A 15,935-nucleotide genomic window follows, 5' to 3' on the forward strand; every position below is an offset into this window, starting at 1 on the left:
CAATTGAAAATAATAATGTTGAGACGGGTACCTTTGATGCAGTTATTCGCAATGTGGTAGCTCCAAATGGCTTGAAAGAAGTCTTGATCCCAACCTGGTCAGACAAGAACTGGCAAGATGATCTAGTATGGCACAAAGCAGTCCTTCAAAGTGATGGAAGCTACCGTGCAACTATTAAAGCAGGCGATCATAAAAATGAAGATGGTAAGTACCATGTCCACGTCTACTATGTGGATCAAGCAGACAAACGAAACTACATCACAGAAACCACTACAGAAGTACACCACGTTAAACCAAGTGGTACTTTAACAATTGAAAATAATAATGTTGAGACGGGTACCTTTGATGCAGTAATTCGTAATGTAGTAGCTCCAAACGGATTAAAAGAAGTCTTGATCCCAACATGGTCAGACAAGAACTGGCAAGATGATCTAGTATGGCACAAAGCAGTCCGTCAAAGTGATGGAAGTTACCGTGCAACTATCAAAGCCTCAGACCATAAAAATGAAGATGGTAAATACAATGTCCATGTTTATTATGTAGATCAAAATAATCAACGAAACTATATTACAGAAACCACGACAGAAGTGCGTCAAGCCCGCCGTTCTGGTACGATCCTAATCCAAAACAATAACAAGGATACAGGTACCTTTGATATCATCATCAAGGATGTCTACAATCCTAAAGGTGTGCGAACTGTGCAAGTCCCTACTTGGTCGGATAAGGACGGACAGGATGATCTCCGCTGGTATGAAGCAACTCGCCAAGCAAACGGAGACTACAAGGTATCTGTAAAAGCAAGTGACCACAAGAACTCTACTGGTAAATACCATATTCACCTTTATTACATTCAAAATGATGGTTCTCGTGTAGGTGTTGGTACCACGACTACAGAAGTTGAATTCCGAAATGCCCAGACCAAGACGCAAGCTGCTATCAAGAATGTCAATGCAACGAACGGGACTTATACAGTAGCTGTAGATCAGGCACCTCAGGGACGTCAGATTAAGAATATTCGTGTCGCAGCTTGGTCTAAAGCGCACCAAGAAAATCTATACTGGTATTCCGCAACACCGACAGGTATGCATACAGAGATCACTGTCTCTGCCAATAACCACGGTAATGAAGCGGGCAACTACACCACTCACGTCTATGTAGACTACAAAGATGGGGGAGTTGAAGGTTTTAACCTCGGTCAGACAGCCTTGTCTCCACGAAATCAAAAGGTGAATCCACAAACAACCTATTATTCTCAACGGGATCCTCGTTGGGCTGGGAAATATTACGGTGTGAGCAATGTCGATCAGTCAGGTTGTGTGCCAACCTCCCTTGCTATGACTTTTACAGATATCCTAGGTAGAACTATTTTGCCAACAACAGTAGCTGATTATCTCTACAACAATACTGATTCATTCAACAAAGGTGAAGCAGGAACAGATTCTGATGGGATTGTAGCTGCCACTCGTAACTGGGGCTTGAAGAGCCAATTGATTAATGGAGCTGGAGGCATTGCAGAAGCTCTCATGGCTGGCAAGCATGTACTTGCTGCGGTAGGCAATAGCCAATTCACTAGCGATCCTTATACTCATGAATTGGTCTTGCATGGTTATGACAATGGAAGAACCTATGTTCGCGATCCTTATAATAGTGGCAACAACGGCTGGTACTCCATTAACTATCTTCACTCCATTAAGAGTAAAGATCCGATGGATAATAAGCTTGGAGCACCTTTCTTCTCAATTTTTGCATAAGCTAATCAGAAGGCCAATCTGGCCTTCTTTTTTTCTTTAAAAATAGGATTCTTCTCATGATATTGTTTCTTGATCTGGCGGTTTGTGCTATAATACTACTATGTGGGTACAATCCGTATAAAAAATTGTAAGGGAAGATACATGAAAAAGAAAGATCTTATTTTTTATGCTGGGACAGCCGTTTTGTTAGCTTTTTCGACACAACAAGTCAAAGCCGATGAGCAACATGCGTCCGATCAAACACCAGAAAATACATCAGCTGTCGTTGCAACAACAACTTCATCAGAAGCGCAGAATACTGTAAGCGAAGGAGTGGGAGTTGAGAAAGGTATTCAGACAGAAAATACCGTTGCAACAGAGGCAACACCTGCCACACCGACTCTTAGCAATAACCAGTCTTCTGACAAGGGCACTAGCGACAAGGTTGCATCAGAGAAACCAGCACCAACTGTGGTAGTTAGTCGCGCACCATATGGCGCACGCGCACGAGTGGTAGAATCAGAAGATAATAGTTTGCCGGTTGAGAAAGTAGAGAAACCAAGTGGCACGCTAACAATTGAAAATAATAATGTTGAAACAGGAACCTTTGATGCAGTTATTCGCAATGTAGTAGCTCCAAATGGCTTGAAGGAAGTCTTGATCCCAACCTGGTCAGATAAGAACTGGCAAGATGATCTAGTATGGCACAAAGCGGTTCGTCAAAGTGACGGCAGCTACCGAGCAACTATCAAAGCCTCAGATCATAAAAATGAAGATGGTAAATACAATGTCCATGTTTATTATGTAGATCAAGCTGACAAACGAAATTACATCACAGAGACTACAACAGAAGTACACCACGTAAAACCAAGTGGCACGTTGACGATTGAAAATAATAATGTTGAGACGGGTACCTTTGATGCAGTTATTCGCAATGTGGTAGCTCCAAATGGCTTGAAAGAAGTCTTGATCCCAACCTGGTCAGACAAGAACTGGCAAGATGATCTAGTATGGCACAAAGCAGTCCTTCAAAGTGATGGAAGCTACCGTGCAACTATTAAAGCAGGCGATCATAAAAATGAAGATGGTAAGTACCATGTCCACGTCTACTATGTGGATCAAGCAGACAAACGAAACTACATCACAGAAACCACTACAGAAGTACACCACGTTAAACCAAGTGGTACTTTAACAATTGAAAATAATAATGTTGAGACGGGTACCTTTGATGCAGTAATTCGTAATGTAGTAGCTCCAAACGGATTAAAAGAAGTCTTGATCCCAACATGGTCAGACAAGAACTGGCAAGATGATCTAGTATGGCACAAAGCAGTCCGTCAAAGTGATGGAAGTTACCGTGCAACTATCAAAGCCTCAGACCATAAAAATGAAGATGGTAAATACAATGTCCATGTTTATTATGTAGATCAAAATAATCAACGAAACTACATCACAGAAACCACTACAGAAGTACACCACGTTAAACCAAGTGGCACTGTCACCATTGAGAACAATAATTCTGAAACAGGCACATTTGATGCAGTTATTCGTAATGTTGTTGCACCAAATGGCTTGAAGGAAGTCTTGATTCCAACCTGGTCAGACAAGAACTGGCAAGATGATCTAGTATGGCACAAAGCAGTCCGTCAAAGTGACGGCAGCTACCGTGCAACGATTAAGGCAAGCGATCATAAAAATGAGGATGGGAAGTACAATGTCCATGTCTACTATGTAGATCAAAATAACCAACGAAGCTATATTACAGAAACTACGACAGAAGTGCGTCAAGCCCGCCGCTCTGGCACGATCCTAATCCAAAACAACAACAAGGATGCGGGTACCTTTGACGTCATCATCAAGGATGTCTACAATCCTAAAGGTGTGCGGACCGTTCAAGTCCCTACTTGGTCTGATAAGGACGGCCAAGATGATATTCGCTGGTATGAAGCGACTCGCCAATCAAATGGAGACTACAAGGTATCGGTCAAAGCGAGCGATCACAAGAACTCTACTGGTAAGTACCATATCCACCTCTACTATATCCAAAATGATGGTTCTCGTGTAGGTGTTGGTACCACGACTACAGAAGTGGAGTTCCGAAATGCCATGACTAAGACGCAAGCTTCTATTAAGAATGTCAATTCTGGTGCTGGAACCTATACGGTAACAGTGGATCAAGCGCCTCAGGGACGTCGGATTAAGAACATCCGTGTCGCAGCCTGGTCTCAAGCGCACCAAGAAAATCTTTTCTGGTATTCAACAGCACCTTCTGGTATGCATACAGAAGTGCAGGTCTCTGCAGCAAATCACCAGTACCAATCAGGTAACTATACCACTCACGTCTATGTGGATTATGTCGATGGTGGCGTTGAAGGCTTTAACCTTGGTCAAACAGCCCTTCATCCCCGTGCGACAGTAGATCAAACTGCTTTTAGTCCTCGTGTAACGAATGGACAACGGGACCGTGTCTTACGGGCAGCAGCTAGTCTAGTGGGCGTTCGTGGCGGCACTGCAGCTCACCATCAATTGGTCAATGATTACAACAGTGTCAAACCACTTCCAGTTGGTTATGCAGTGAAGACGACCGATGACTGGTGTGATATCTTTGTCACAACAGTCTTCCAGCGGGAAGGTTTGAGCGGTTTGATTGGTCGTGAATGTGGAGTCGAACGTCACATCCAGATCTTCAAACGCTTGGGCATCTGGAATGAAGATGGTACCACTACACCAAAAGCAGGGGACATCATCACCTTTAACTGGGATCAAAATAGCCAACAAAACAATGGCTTTGCGGATCACATCGGAATTGTCGAAAGCGTCTCAAACGGAATCATTCATACCATTGAAGGAAACTCCAACAACCAAGTCCGTCGCAATACCTACCGAATCGGACATGGCAATATCCGTGGATTTGCAACCCCTCGCTATCAATAATAAAAAGGGAGTGGGAAAGAACTCCGACTAGTAAAAAAGAGTTCGTCTTCCCACCCCCGCACAGTTGATTAGGTCATCTTTGGAGCTTAAAAAGAGAACAAAGATGCCAATCAACCACTGCGTCATACAGTTATTTCTATCAAATATAAAAGGCTGAACAGTTTTTGTCCAGCCTCTTTTTGTGGCTTCTTTTTTGAATGCAGATAAGTTTTTAAAATAAAATGAGAGATTCTGTCAATTGTTTTAAATGATTTTTATCTTTTGAATTATTCGATAATGACTGGAGACTTTACGCAGTGAGAAAAGTGCTTGAAATATTAGAATTTCAAGCACTCGGGAGTTTTGAGACCTTGGGCTCAAAACTAAGTCATGGAACTTCTTTGAAGTTCGCTGACGTCCGTACTCACTTAAGGAAAGTCTCTAAGAATACTATTTCGGTTCTTTTCTTATTTTTTCAACCCTTCTTCGAAACTCTTAGAAGGGGCCTCGACTTGGATGGTTTCAAGGGTTAATGGATTGGTGAAGGTCAAGCGGTGAGCATGGAGCATGAGTCGCTCTCCGCGTGCAGGGTTATAGAGAGGATCCCCGACAATCGGGTGCCCATGATGGGAGAGATGCACCCGGATCTGATGGGTACGGCCCGTCTTGAGCTGGCATTTGACCAGGCTGTTTCGCCCGATTTTTTTCAGTTGCGTCACCTGAGTTTCTGCATACTGCCCTTTGCGTGGATCGACCAGGCGCTTGCGCCGATCGTGGCGATCGCGTCCGATTTTATCCTTGTAGACGATGGTCTTTTGTGCTAAGCTGCCTTGGATCAAGGCCCAGTACTCCCGTTGGATCTTTTTATCTTCTAAAATGCGGTTGAGAATGGGCAGGATAAAAGGATTTTTAGCAAATAAAATGGCCCCACTGGTTTCCTTATCTAAGCGGTGCACAACGTAGCAGGTGGATCCAACATAGCTGGAAACATGGTTGAGAAGAGCAATTTCTGTCGGCTCATTGGCATGGGTTTTCATACCTTCAGGCTTATTGACGATGATGACATGCTCATCCTGATAGAGTTCTTCGACCAGACTCGGGTCTCCGGCTGGGAGCTCCTTTTCAGGGTAATCGTCGGCATCAAAGATTAGCTGGATCTGGTCTCCTTTTTGAACGGGGCTCTGCCAGTTGATGGTCTCGCCATTGACCAAGACGTGCTTCTTGGTTCGTAAAAAATGCCGGATCTTACGGGGAATGAGGAAGTAGTCCTCAAGCAACTCTTTCACAGTCATCTGGGGAAAGGATTGTGGAATGGTAAATTGATAATTCATGACCCTATTGTAGCAAAATCTAAGCTTAAAGAAAACTAAATGAGAGAAGGGGATGAGCTATCTTTTCTTGCTAGGACAAGGATAAGGTGTTACAATAACAGGTATGAATAGAATAAAAGAATTATTTGAAAACCTGATCACTTTTTTTAGAAAGGATCATCCGCCCAAAGCGGTGGCAGAAGAAGTGCCAGACACGGAACTACCGGAAGAGACAGTAGAGCCGACCTATAGTCGCTCAGGCAAGCACAGAAGCAAGCCTCTCTCTCAGCATCCTTTCCGTCGTTTTTGGCGCCGCTTCCATTTGACCAAGATTCTCCTGATCATTGGGCTAGGCTTTAGCCTCTTGACAGGGGGCTATCTCTTCTACCTCGCAAAGACGACCAACGTCAAAGATTTGCAGAATGCACTGAAGGCGACCACCATTATCTATGATAAGAATGGGGACCAGGCGGGAAGTTTGACCGGGCAAAAAGGAACCTATGTCGAACTCGATGCCATTAGTGAGAATCTGCAAAATGCCGTGGTCGCAACAGAGGACCGGAGCTTTTACAAGAATAGCGGGATCAACTATGGTCGCTTCTTCTTAGCGATTTTGACCCTGGGTCGCTCAGGTGGTGGGTCGACCATCACCCAGCAGCTAGCCAAGAATGCTTACCTGTCTCAGGACCAGACGGTGGAGCGTAAGGCCAAGGAATTCTTCCTGGCGCTTGAAATCAATAAGAAATACAGCAAAAAAGAAATCCTCACCATGTACCTCAACAATGCCTATTTTGGAAATGGGGTTTGGGGAATTGAGGATGCTTCCAAGAAGTATTTTGGGGTTTCAGCCAGTCAATTAAGCCTGGATCAGTCTGCGGTACTCGCCGGTATGCTCAAGGGACCTGAGATCTATAACCCGCTCTATTCAGTAGAGAATGCGACCAATCGCCGCAATACGGTCCTCCAAAATATGGTGGCGGCTGGCTATATTGACCAGAAAACGGCTGATCAGTCGGCTGCTGTCGATATCCATGGCCAGCTGGTCGATGCCTATGAAGGCAAGTCGGAGGATTACCGCTACCCATCCTATTTTGATGCGGTCATCAATGAAGCGGTCAATGAATACGGCCTGACCGAAGAAGACATTGTCAAAAATGGCTACCGGATCTACACCGAGCTGGATCAAAATTACCAAGCAAGCATGCAGGTGATCTATGACAATACGGCCCTCTTCCCAGTAGCAGAAGACGGCACGCGCGCGGAATCTGGTAGTGTGGCGCTTGATCCTAAGACCGGAGGGGTTCGGGCTCTCGTAGGGCGTGTCGGCAGCGATCAAAATCCAGGTTTCCGTACTTACAACTACGCTACCCAGGCTGCTCGTAGTCCAGGATCAACCATCAAACCTTTAGTCGTCTATAGCCCAGCTGTTGCTGAAGGTTGGTCGACCAATAAGGAGTTGGACAATAGTACCACCCAATATGGAAGCTATGAGGTCAATAACTATGCGGGAATCCAGTCTAGCCCAACGGTACCGATGTACCAGGCCTTGGCAGAGTCCCTTAACCTTCCAGCCGTAGCGACCGCTAATGATTTGGGTCTCGATACGGTCTTTGAATACGGGAAAAAATTCGGACTCAACATGGACAAGGTGGACAAGTCGCTTGCCGTTGCCTTGGGAGCTGGTGTGACAACTAATCCGATGCAGATGGCTCAGGCCTATGGAACCTTTGCTAACGGCGGGGTCATGAATGATGCTCACCTCATTACCAAGATCGAAAATGCAAGTGGCCAAGTGGTCAAGAGCCACAGCCAGAAATCAACCCGAGTGCTTAGTGGTTCAACGACAGATAAGATGACCAATATGATGCTTGGTACCTTCAGTAATGGTACAGGGGTTAACGCTGCGCCTTATGGCTATACCATGGCAGGGAAAACCGGTACGACAGAGACCAGCTTTAACAAGGACCTCTCTGGAGACCAATGGGTGATCGGCTACACGCCAGATGTGGTCATCAGTCAGTGGCTTGGTTTCCCAACGACCGATGAAAATCACTACCTGACGGACAGTAGTGCTGGAACGGCGTCAGAGATCTTCCGCAATGTTGCCAACAGTGTTCTGCCTTATACAGACGGTACCCAGTTTGACTCGGTGAAGAACTCTTATGCTGAAAACGGTATTGCACCAGTCGGAGAAGAAACGACAGAAACAGATAGCAAAGAAGACAAAGGTTTCTTTGAGGATGTCAAAGAAAAGGCGTCGAATATGGTCGATGATGCGAAAAAAGCAATCGACGAGGCCGATATCCCAGGAAAAGCGAAAAACGCTTGGGATACCTTCAAAGGCTGGCTTGGTTTCTAAAATTAAAAAAATCGATTCAGAAATTCTTCTGAATCGATTTTTGCAGATTGAAGATAAAGTCATCTTAGCAACATTCCTTAGGTGAGTACGGACGTCAGCGAACTTCGAAGAAGTTCCATGACTAAATTAAGATACAAAGGGCGCGGCGGATAAAGTCAAAATAGGAAGTTTGACGCAGAATCTTTAGATTCTAGGAAGACTTATCTTTTTGACACGATCCGCAGCCCGTGTTCAATTCGTTTTAAACCCATTCGCTTTTCAAATTTTAGGCTCATGCTAAAACAGTTCCCCGAACTGTTTTACTTCCAAAACTCCCGTGTGCTAGAAACACCAGTGTTTCTAGCACTTTTCTCACGGCGGAAAGTTTCTATTGAAATGATCCTAATAGTATTAATTATTTTAATTTTTCAACGTCACTTAGGTTGTTTTATGTAAAATGCAATTTGTCTATATTCTAAAAGATCTATTCAGAAGCATTTCTGAATAGATCTTTGTTTAAAGTTCACTATCTGACAAGCTAAAGGTATCGCCGTGTTGGAGATCCCCGTACTGGTAGCCCCGTTTGAACCAGCGCATGCGTTGTTCCGAAGTCCCGTGGGTAAAGCTATCTGGCACCGAGTAGCCGTAAGCTTGCTCTTGGAGAGTATCGTCACCGACTGCATGGGCCGCATTCATGGCTTCTTCGATATCACCGATATCCAAAAGGTTTCGGTCTTGAATGGAGCGGGCCCAGACACCTGCTAGGTAATCTGCTTGTAGCTCGATGCGGACGCTGATGGCATTCCGTTCCTTTTCAGAAAGTCCTTGCTGCATACGGTGGTATTTGCCAAGGATTCCCAGCTCATTTTGTACGTGGTGGCCGACTTCATGGGCGATGACGTAGGCCATGGCAAAGTCGCCACTAGCCTTGTATTTGGTGGTCAATTCCTTGTAGAAACTCATATCCAAATAAATTTTCTTATCGGTTGGACAGTAGAAGGGACCAGCTGATGCTTGCCCAACCCCACAGCCTGTCTTTGTCCGTCCGGTATAGAAGACTAGTTTGGGCTCCTGGTAGGTCCGTCCTTCTGCTTGAAAGACCTTGTGCCAATGATCTTCTGTTGTCCCAAGGACTTTGCTGACGAACTGGGCGTCTGCATCGTCGACATGGGTCTTATTGGTGCGCGTGACTTGGGTGGACTGGTAAGGTTGTGAAGTCCCATTTCCAAAGAGGCCCCCAAGGCTAGCTCCCCCTCCTAGAAGGACCATGACAAGGATGATGATGATCTTACTCTTGAAGCTACCAGGCGATAGCAAAATTTGTAAAATGCCCCCGCCAAGGTTACTGTTGCCTGAAGACTGGGAGTAACTTTGCCCTCGACGGTCTTCGATATTTCTACTTTCTTTTAAGTTATCACTTTTCATATTCGTCTCCTTTTGTTTTATTTTACCAAAAATGAGGAAAAAACCAGAGTGATAACGCTTTAGATTTGCTTTTTTATTAACAGTAGATTTTCTGTCCTTGTCAAAACGTGGAAAACTTGCTATAATGGGGTGAACGGAGGCGTTATGGCATTAAAAAAAGCAAGTCTAGCGTGTACGGTTTGTGGGTCACGCAATTACTCCATTAAGTTGAGTGGGACGCCAAAACCAACACGTCTAGAAGTCAATAAATTCTGCAAACATTGCAGCAAGTATACCATCCATAAAGAAACACGATAGGAGAGAGTTGTGAAATTCATTAAAGATATTTTCGTCTTACTAAAAGATACAACTTGGCCAAATCGCAAGGAAAGATGGAAAAACTTTATCTCAGTGATTGAGTACACCGCTTTCTTTGTTGCATTGATTTATTTGTTTGACAGAGTCATTGCACGTGGCCTATTGCACATGATCAATTTCTTTTAAGAAAAGAAGCCAGGCGGGATCCCAAGGGTCCTGCTTTTTATGGTCTTTTCTTAAAAATAAATCAGCAAACCTCTTTGCATTCCGGCAAAATGTGGTATAATGAAGCTAGGAAAAGGAAAGCCAAGAGGCTTTTTTTAGTATGTTCACAAAAGCTCGAGCAGGCTAAACAGAAAGAAAGGATGCCCAAATGGACAGTTTTGATAAAGGCTGGTTTGTACTACAAACCTACTCAGGATATGAAAACAAGGTAAAAGAGAATCTTTTGCAACGTGCGCAAACTTATAATATGTTAGAAAACATCTTGCGCGTAGAGATTCCAACTCAAACCGTACAAGTTGAGAAAAACGGTAAAACAAAAGAAATCGAAGAAAACCGCTTCCCAGGTTATGTCTTGGTAGAAATGGTCATGACAGATGAAGCTTGGTTTGTTGTTCGGAATACACCGAACGTTACTGGTTTCGTTGGATCACACGGGAACCGTTCAAAACCAACTCCATTGTTGGAAGAAGAAATCCGCAGTATCTTGCTCTCTATGGGTCAAACTGTTCAAGAGTTTGATTTGGATGTCAAGGTAGGCGATACAGTTCGTATCATCGACGGTGCCTTCACAGACTATACTGGTAAGATCACTGAAATTGATAACAACAAGGTCAAAATGGTCATTTCTATGTTCGGTAACGATACGGTTGCAGAAGTGAATTTGAACCAAATTGCTGAATTGTAAGAAAGAGAGAGTGGGACAGCTTCAACAGTCTGGGAGAATGTTGAAGGTTGCAGATAAAGGAAACATAGTTTCCGTCAACATAGGGCATCTTTGAAGCTTAAAAAGCGAACAAAGACTTAGGATACTTGCTTCGCAAGTTCTATCCGCCACCTCGAAGCAGTGCTTTGAGCACTCAACCACTGCGTCTTGCTCGACAATCCAAAGACAATTGAGAGGCTAGGACTTTTGTCCTAGCCTCTTTGTATGGATCGTTATTGATTTTTATCCAGACCTGTGATGCCTTTTAAGCGCTTGGTTTCTGCAGCAGACATAACATTAACGATCTGGTCTCCTTGTGTAGAGAAGTTAGATTCGTCCCCGTTACTATCTTTATAGACATAGCTGGTCCAACGTTCAGAACGCATAATGGCATAGGGTTTTCCGAGACGCTCGAGAGCTGTTTTTGGTGTATCTGATTTGGAAATGGCGCCAGTAGACTGGTGGTTGGCATCGCCCCCTCTTAGTCGGAAGGTGATATCTGTTAGGACATTATTGTGGGAAAAAGCCATGATATCGCCATTATCTGTTACCCAAACATTAACCCCATCTCCAGGATTCGCACTATCTGTGCTACTTACTGGCTGACCAAAGGCTGCCACCATATCATCGTAACTAGATGTTGGTTTGTCTCCACCGACTTCTTGCCCATTCACTTTCATTATAATTCCAGTGCTCAGATGGAGATTCTTGAGTTTTTCGATCTCAGGAATGGATGCAGCTCCCGGCACATATTGGAGAGAAGAACCATCATCTGGATCCATGCTGTAGCGATCTGAAAAATCATTTGAGCTAGTGCTGTCTGAAGAAGTGCTCGATGGTTTACTAGATGATTTTTTGGTTGAAGATTGTTTGATCGGTTTTCTAGAACTAGAAGCTGTTTTTGCTTGTTGCGCAGAATTGGCAGGTGAGCAAGCTGCTAGTGTTACTAGTGAAAGAAGGCCGATCGTAAAGAAACGAATGTTTTTCATAATGACCCTTTCTAATGTGCTTCGCCGATCAGGCGAGATTTTATTATATCAATAATCAAGGAATGGAGCAAATGGAAACAAAAAATCCCCTATTGCTAGGGGAATTTTTAAAAGATAAAAGATGATAAAAAATTTTATTATCAAGGCGGTAGACGGATTTGAACCGACGATCAAGCTTTTGCAGAGCCGTGCCTTACCACTTGGCTATACCGCCGTAACATATAATATTGTAACCTAAAAAACAAGATAGGTCAAGAAAAACTTTTTCCTTCAAATCATTACAGATGAAGAATGCTGAAAAAATCTCTCAAATAGCTTGCGAATTCTAGGGATTTCTGCTATACTTATAGAGTTGTCTAAGACAGCAAATACTCATCTCGGATCCATTGTGTCACCGTTGCCCTTGTGGTCGTGCTGCAAGTTGACGTCTGAGAGAGGAGAAAAAAACAAAAAAGGAGAAACTACTCATGGCAGTAATTTCAATGAAACAACTTCTTGAGGCTGGTGTACACTTCGGTCACCAAACTCGTCGCTGGAACCCTAAGATGGCTAAGTACATCTTCACTGAACGTAACGGAATCCACGTGATCGACTTGCAACAAACTGTAAAATATGCAGACCAAGCATACGACTTCATGCGTGATGCAGCTGCAAACGATGCAGTAATCTTGTTCGTAGGTACTAAGAAACAAGCTGCTGATGCTGTTGCTGAAGAAGCTGTTCGTTCAGGTCAATACTTCATCAACCACCGTTGGTTGGGTGGAACTCTTACTAACTGGGGAACAATCCAAAAACGTATCGCTCGTTTGAAAGAAATCAAACGCATGGAAGAAGATGGAACTTTTGAAGTTCTTCCTAAGAAAGAAGTTGCATTGTTGAACAAACAACGCGCTCGTCTTGAAAAATTCTTGGGCGGTATCGAAGACATGCCTCGTATCCCAGACGTAATGTACGTTGTGGATCCACATAAAGAACAAATCGCTGTTAAAGAAGCTAAGAAATTGGGTATCCCAGTTGTAGCGATGGTCGACACAAACACTGACCCAGATGATATCGATGTTATCATCCCAGCGAACGATGACGCTATCCGCGCTGTTAAATTGATCACTGCGAAAATGGCTGACGCTGTTATCGAAGGACGTCAAGGTGAAGACAGTGTTGCTACAGTAGAAGCTGAATTGGCAGCTACTGAAGGTCAAGCTGATTCAATCGAAGAAATCGTTGAAGTTGTAGAAGGCGACAACGCTTAATTTCATTCAATAAGTAACGAACCTAAGAGGGCAGGGCTCAGCCCGACCCTCTTATTTTATTAAAAAATATAGGAGAACAAAAATGGCAGAAATTACAGCTAAGCTTGTAAAAGAATTGCGTGAAAAATCTGGTGCCGGTGTCATGGACGCTAAAAAGGCATTGGTTGAAGTTGAAGGTGATATCGAAAAAGCGATCGAATTGCTTCGCGAAAAAGGTATGGCTAAAGCAGCTAAGAAAGCTGACCGTGTTGCCGCTGAAGGTTTGACTGGTGTTTATGTCAATGGTAACGTTGCAGCAGTAGTTGAAGTAAACGCTGAAACTGACTTCGTTGCGAAAAACGTTCAATTCGTTGAATTGGTAAACGCAACAGCGAAAGTGATCGCTGAAGGTAAACCAGCTAACAACGAAGAAGCTCTTGCTTTGACAATGCCTTCAGGTGAAACTCTTGAAGCTGCATACGTATCTGCAACAGCTACAATCGGTGAAAAGATTTCATTCCGTCGTTTTGCTTTGCTTGAAAAAACAGATGCACAACACTTCGGTGCTTACCAACACAACGGTGGACGTATCGGTGTTATCTCTGTGATCGAAGGTGGAGACGAAGCACTTGCTAAACAAATCTCAATGCACATCGCTGCAATGAAACCAACTGTTCTTTCATACAAAGAATTGGATGAGCAATTTGTGAAAGATGAATTGGCACAATTGAACCACGTCATCGACCAAGATAACGAAAGCCGTGCAATGGTTGGTAAACCAGCTCTTCCACACTTGAAATTCGGTTCAAAAGCACAATTGACTGACGAAGTGGTTGCTCAAGCTGAAGAAGATATCAAAGCTGAATTGGCAGCTGAAGGTAAACCAGAAAAAATCTGGGATAAAATCATCCCAGGTAAAATGGATCGCTTCTTCTTGGACAACACAAAAGTTGACCAAGCCTACACTCTTCTTGCACAAGTCTACATCATGGATGACAGCAAGACAGTTGAAGCTTACCTTGAATCAGTAAATGCTTCAGTTATCGAATTCGTTCGTTTTGAAGTTGGTGAAGGTATTGAAAAAGCTTCAAATGACTTTGAAGCAGAAGTTGCAGCTACAATGGCAGCAGCTCTTAACAACTAAGAATAAACAAAAAGAGGTTTCGAAGGAAACCTCTTTTTTGTAAGATAAATTCATCTAAATAACTTTCCTTAGGTGAGTACGGACGTCAGCGAACTTCAAAGAAGTTCCATGACTTAGTTTTGGACCTAAGGTTCCAAAACTCCCGAGTGCTAGAAACATGATTGTTTCTAGCACTTTTCTCACAGCGGAAAGTTTTAGTAGATGACTGAGTAATTCTAATAAATAAATTTTTTTGTTTTATAGAATTTATTAGATTTTAAAAAAAATAGTTTGTCTATACTCTTAGAGGAACGGAAGCATCTTTTTTGCATGCAAAAACTGAAGCCGTTGCTTCAGTCTTTTGCTTAATGTGCGAAGGTATCGATTCCTAGAAGCAGGGACAGGGTTCCCATGATGAGGCCGGCTAGGATCACTCCGAGCATGACTGCGAGGCTACTGCGTTTGAAGTCCCAGTCAAGGATAGAAGCTGCAAGAGCTCCGGTCCAGGCACCAGTTCCTGGTAAAGGAATGCCGACGAATAGGAGTAGAGCCCAGAAGATTCCTTTGTCTCCTGCAGCTTTCTCTAATTTTTGTCCGCCTCTATGGCCCTTATTGAGACACCAGCTAAAAAAGCCTCCGATGATCGGTTTTTTTGCGCCCCAAGTGAGGATATGGCGGGCGAAGAAGAAGATCAGAGGGACGGGGAGAAGATTTCCAATCACTCCGATCAGGAGCGCTGTCCATAAGGGAATACCATTTGCAATGGCAAAAGGGATGGCCCCGCGCAATTCAACGAGGGGAACCATGGAGATCAGGAAGATAAAGATATATTTCATTGGTCAAGCCTTTCGATTAGTCTTCCTCATTCTATCGTATCTTCCTTCAATTGACAACTATTCCAGCTTTGGGATGAACTTTTTAAATCTTTTATCTTGACTTTCTGGTGGAGGAAGCATATAATAAAGACATAGTTAATTAGAATCATTATAAAAAAGGAGAAATGACATGACAACTATGAAACATGAAGCAGCTACTGATGTAGCAACTTTTGCACCTTCAAATAAAGAAACTCTTCCAGAAACAAAAGCTCTCTTGAACCAAGTCGTAGCAGATCTCTACGTGGCTCACATTGCCCTTCACCAAGTACACTGGTATATGCGTGGACGTGGCTTTATGGTTTGGCATCCAAAAATGGACGAATACATGGACAGCTTGGATGCAACCTTAGATGAAGTGAGCGAACGCTTGATCACTCTTGGTGGTGCGCCATATTCTAGCATGACTGAATTTTTGGAACACAGCAATATTGAAGAACGCCGTGGAACATTTACAAAAAATGTAGAAGAAAGCTTGACACGTGTTCTTGAAATCTTCCATTACCTTGATGGCCTTTACCAAAAAGCTTTGGATGTTACCGATGCTGAAGGCGACGATGTAACCAACGATATCTTTGTTGGGGCTAAAGCAGAACTTGAAAAGAACATTTGGATGGTGGCTGCTGAACTTGGTCAAGAACCAGGATTATAAGATCATAAAAAAATAGAAGCCGTGGGCTTCTATTTTTTTGGTTTGTAGGAGATTTCCACTAATTAAAGGAATTCTTAATCTAACTATAGTTGGAGCGAAATCGAGGCCTATCACTCCTCCTTTTTT

At 43.5% G+C, this 15,935-nt stretch carries 13 protein-coding genes and 1 tRNA gene; 9 read left to right on the forward strand and 5 right to left on the reverse strand.

Annotated features, from left to right (window positions below):
• Positions 1-1,751 (forward strand): GBS Bsp-like repeat-containing protein (locus I2F76_RS03765; RefSeq protein ID WP_195487344.1); only part of this gene is annotated, 1,751 nt, incomplete at its 5' end.
• Positions 1,752-1,892: 141 nt separating this feature from the next.
• Positions 1,893-4,664 carry a GBS Bsp-like repeat-containing protein gene (locus tag I2F76_RS03770; RefSeq protein ID WP_195487260.1) on the forward strand — a complete coding sequence of 924 codons (2,772 nt, stop codon included), beginning with the start codon at positions 1,893-1,895 and terminating at the stop codon, positions 4,662-4,664.
• 446 nt (positions 4,665-5,110) lie between these two features.
• Here the strand turns inward: I2F76_RS03770 and I2F76_RS03775 are convergent, their stop codons facing one another.
• Positions 5,111-5,974: an RluA family pseudouridine synthase gene (locus tag I2F76_RS03775; RefSeq protein WP_195487261.1), complete on the reverse strand. Its 864-nt coding sequence runs from the start codon at positions 5,972-5,974 to the stop codon at positions 5,111-5,113.
• A 103-nt stretch (positions 5,975-6,077) separates the two neighbouring features.
• Here I2F76_RS03775 and pbp2a point away from each other — a divergent pair, with 103 nt between their 5' ends.
• Positions 6,078-8,312, forward strand: coding sequence for a penicillin-binding protein PBP2A (gene pbp2a / locus I2F76_RS03780; RefSeq protein ID WP_023919836.1), 2,235 nt, complete (start codon positions 6,078-6,080; stop codon positions 8,310-8,312).
• Positions 8,313-8,807: 495 nt separating this feature from the next.
• Here pbp2a and I2F76_RS03785 read toward each other — a convergent pair whose 3' ends face one another.
• Complete coding sequence (locus I2F76_RS03785; RefSeq protein WP_061591185.1) at positions 8,808-9,716, reverse strand: neutral zinc metallopeptidase; 909 nt, start codon at positions 9,714-9,716, stop codon at positions 8,808-8,810.
• A gap of 144 nt (positions 9,717-9,860) precedes the next feature.
• On the opposite strand from I2F76_RS03785, the gene rpmG reads away from it, so the two are divergent.
• The 3 genes from rpmG to nusG all read left to right on the forward strand — a co-directional run bounded on the left by rpmG (position 9,861) and on the right by nusG (position 10,923).
• Complete coding sequence (gene rpmG, locus I2F76_RS03790; protein ID WP_003009043.1) at positions 9,861-10,013, forward strand: 50S ribosomal protein L33; 153 nt, start codon at positions 9,861-9,863, stop codon at positions 10,011-10,013.
• 9 nt (positions 10,014-10,022) lie between these two features.
• Complete coding sequence (secE, locus tag I2F76_RS03795; protein WP_061591186.1) at positions 10,023-10,199, forward strand: preprotein translocase subunit SecE; 177 nt, start codon at positions 10,023-10,025, stop codon at positions 10,197-10,199.
• 187 nt (positions 10,200-10,386) lie between these two features.
• A complete protein-coding gene (gene nusG / locus I2F76_RS03800; protein WP_003002077.1) occupies positions 10,387-10,923 on the forward strand; it encodes a transcription termination/antitermination protein NusG in 537 nt (178 codons plus the stop codon).
• Between the two features lie 251 nt (positions 10,924-11,174).
• On the opposite strand, the gene I2F76_RS03805 is transcribed toward nusG, so the two are convergent.
• Positions 11,175-11,930, reverse strand: a complete 756-nt coding sequence (locus I2F76_RS03805) for a hypothetical protein (protein ID WP_195487262.1) — start codon at positions 11,928-11,930, stop codon at positions 11,175-11,177.
• 143 nt (positions 11,931-12,073) lie between these two features.
• Positions 12,074-12,144 (reverse strand) — tRNA-Cys (locus I2F76_RS03810).
• Positions 12,145-12,397: 253 nt separating this feature from the next.
• On the opposite strand from I2F76_RS03810, the gene rpsB reads away from it, so the two are divergent.
• Both rpsB and tsf read left to right on the forward strand, forming a co-directional pair.
• Positions 12,398-13,180 (forward strand): 30S ribosomal protein S2, encoded by a 783-nt coding sequence (rpsB, locus tag I2F76_RS03815; protein ID WP_003016971.1) that lies wholly within the window; start codon positions 12,398-12,400, stop codon positions 13,178-13,180.
• Positions 13,181-13,262: 82 nt separating this feature from the next.
• Positions 13,263-14,303 (forward strand): translation elongation factor Ts, encoded by a 1,041-nt coding sequence (gene tsf / locus I2F76_RS03820; protein WP_195487263.1) that lies wholly within the window; start codon positions 13,263-13,265, stop codon positions 14,301-14,303.
• A gap of 344 nt (positions 14,304-14,647) precedes the next feature.
• Here tsf and I2F76_RS03825 read toward each other — a convergent pair whose 3' ends face one another.
• The gene (locus I2F76_RS03825; protein WP_195487264.1) at positions 14,648-15,118 is read right to left on the reverse strand and encodes a COG2426 family protein; all 471 of its coding nucleotides are present in this window, start codon (positions 15,116-15,118) and stop codon (positions 14,648-14,650) included.
• A 169-nt stretch (positions 15,119-15,287) separates the two neighbouring features.
• On the opposite strand from I2F76_RS03825, the gene I2F76_RS03830 reads away from it, so the two are divergent.
• Positions 15,288-15,809: a Dps family protein gene (locus I2F76_RS03830; protein WP_003001978.1), complete on the forward strand. Its 522-nt coding sequence runs from the start codon at positions 15,288-15,290 to the stop codon at positions 15,807-15,809.
• The last annotated feature ends 126 nt before the right edge of the window (positions 15,810-15,935 follow it).

Origin of the sequence: Streptococcus parasanguinis (assembly GCF_015557775.1) — a bacterium.
GTDB classification, from domain to species: Bacteria; Bacillota; Bacilli; order Lactobacillales; family Streptococcaceae; genus Streptococcus; species Streptococcus parasanguinis_AA.

Coding starts and splice junctions, on each gene's coding strand:
- I2F76_RS03770 (WP_195487260.1), top strand. CDS start 1,893: ATGAAAAAGAAAGATCTTATTTTTTATGCTGGGACAGCCGTTTTGTTA.
- I2F76_RS03775 (WP_195487261.1), bottom strand. CDS start 5,974: ATGAATTATCAATTTACCATTCCACAATCCTTTCCCCAGATGACTGTG.
- pbp2a (WP_023919836.1), top strand. CDS start 6,078: ATGAATAGAATAAAAGAATTATTTGAAAACCTGATCACTTTTTTTAGA.
- I2F76_RS03785 (WP_061591185.1), bottom strand. CDS start 9,716: ATGAAAAGTGATAACTTAAAAGAAAGTAGAAATATCGAAGACCGTCGA.
- rpmG (WP_003009043.1), top strand. CDS start 9,861: ATGGCATTAAAAAAAGCAAGTCTAGCGTGTACGGTTTGTGGGTCACGC.
- nusG (WP_003002077.1), top strand. CDS start 10,387: ATGGACAGTTTTGATAAAGGCTGGTTTGTACTACAAACCTACTCAGGA.
- I2F76_RS03805 (WP_195487262.1), bottom strand. CDS start 11,930: ATGAAAAACATTCGTTTCTTTACGATCGGCCTTCTTTCACTAGTAACA.
- rpsB (WP_003016971.1), top strand. CDS start 12,398: ATGGCAGTAATTTCAATGAAACAACTTCTTGAGGCTGGTGTACACTTC.
- tsf (WP_195487263.1), top strand. CDS start 13,263: ATGGCAGAAATTACAGCTAAGCTTGTAAAAGAATTGCGTGAAAAATCT.
- I2F76_RS03825 (WP_195487264.1), bottom strand. CDS start 15,118: ATGAAATATATCTTTATCTTCCTGATCTCCATGGTTCCCCTCGTTGAA.
- I2F76_RS03830 (WP_003001978.1), top strand. CDS start 15,288: ATGACAACTATGAAACATGAAGCAGCTACTGATGTAGCAACTTTTGCA.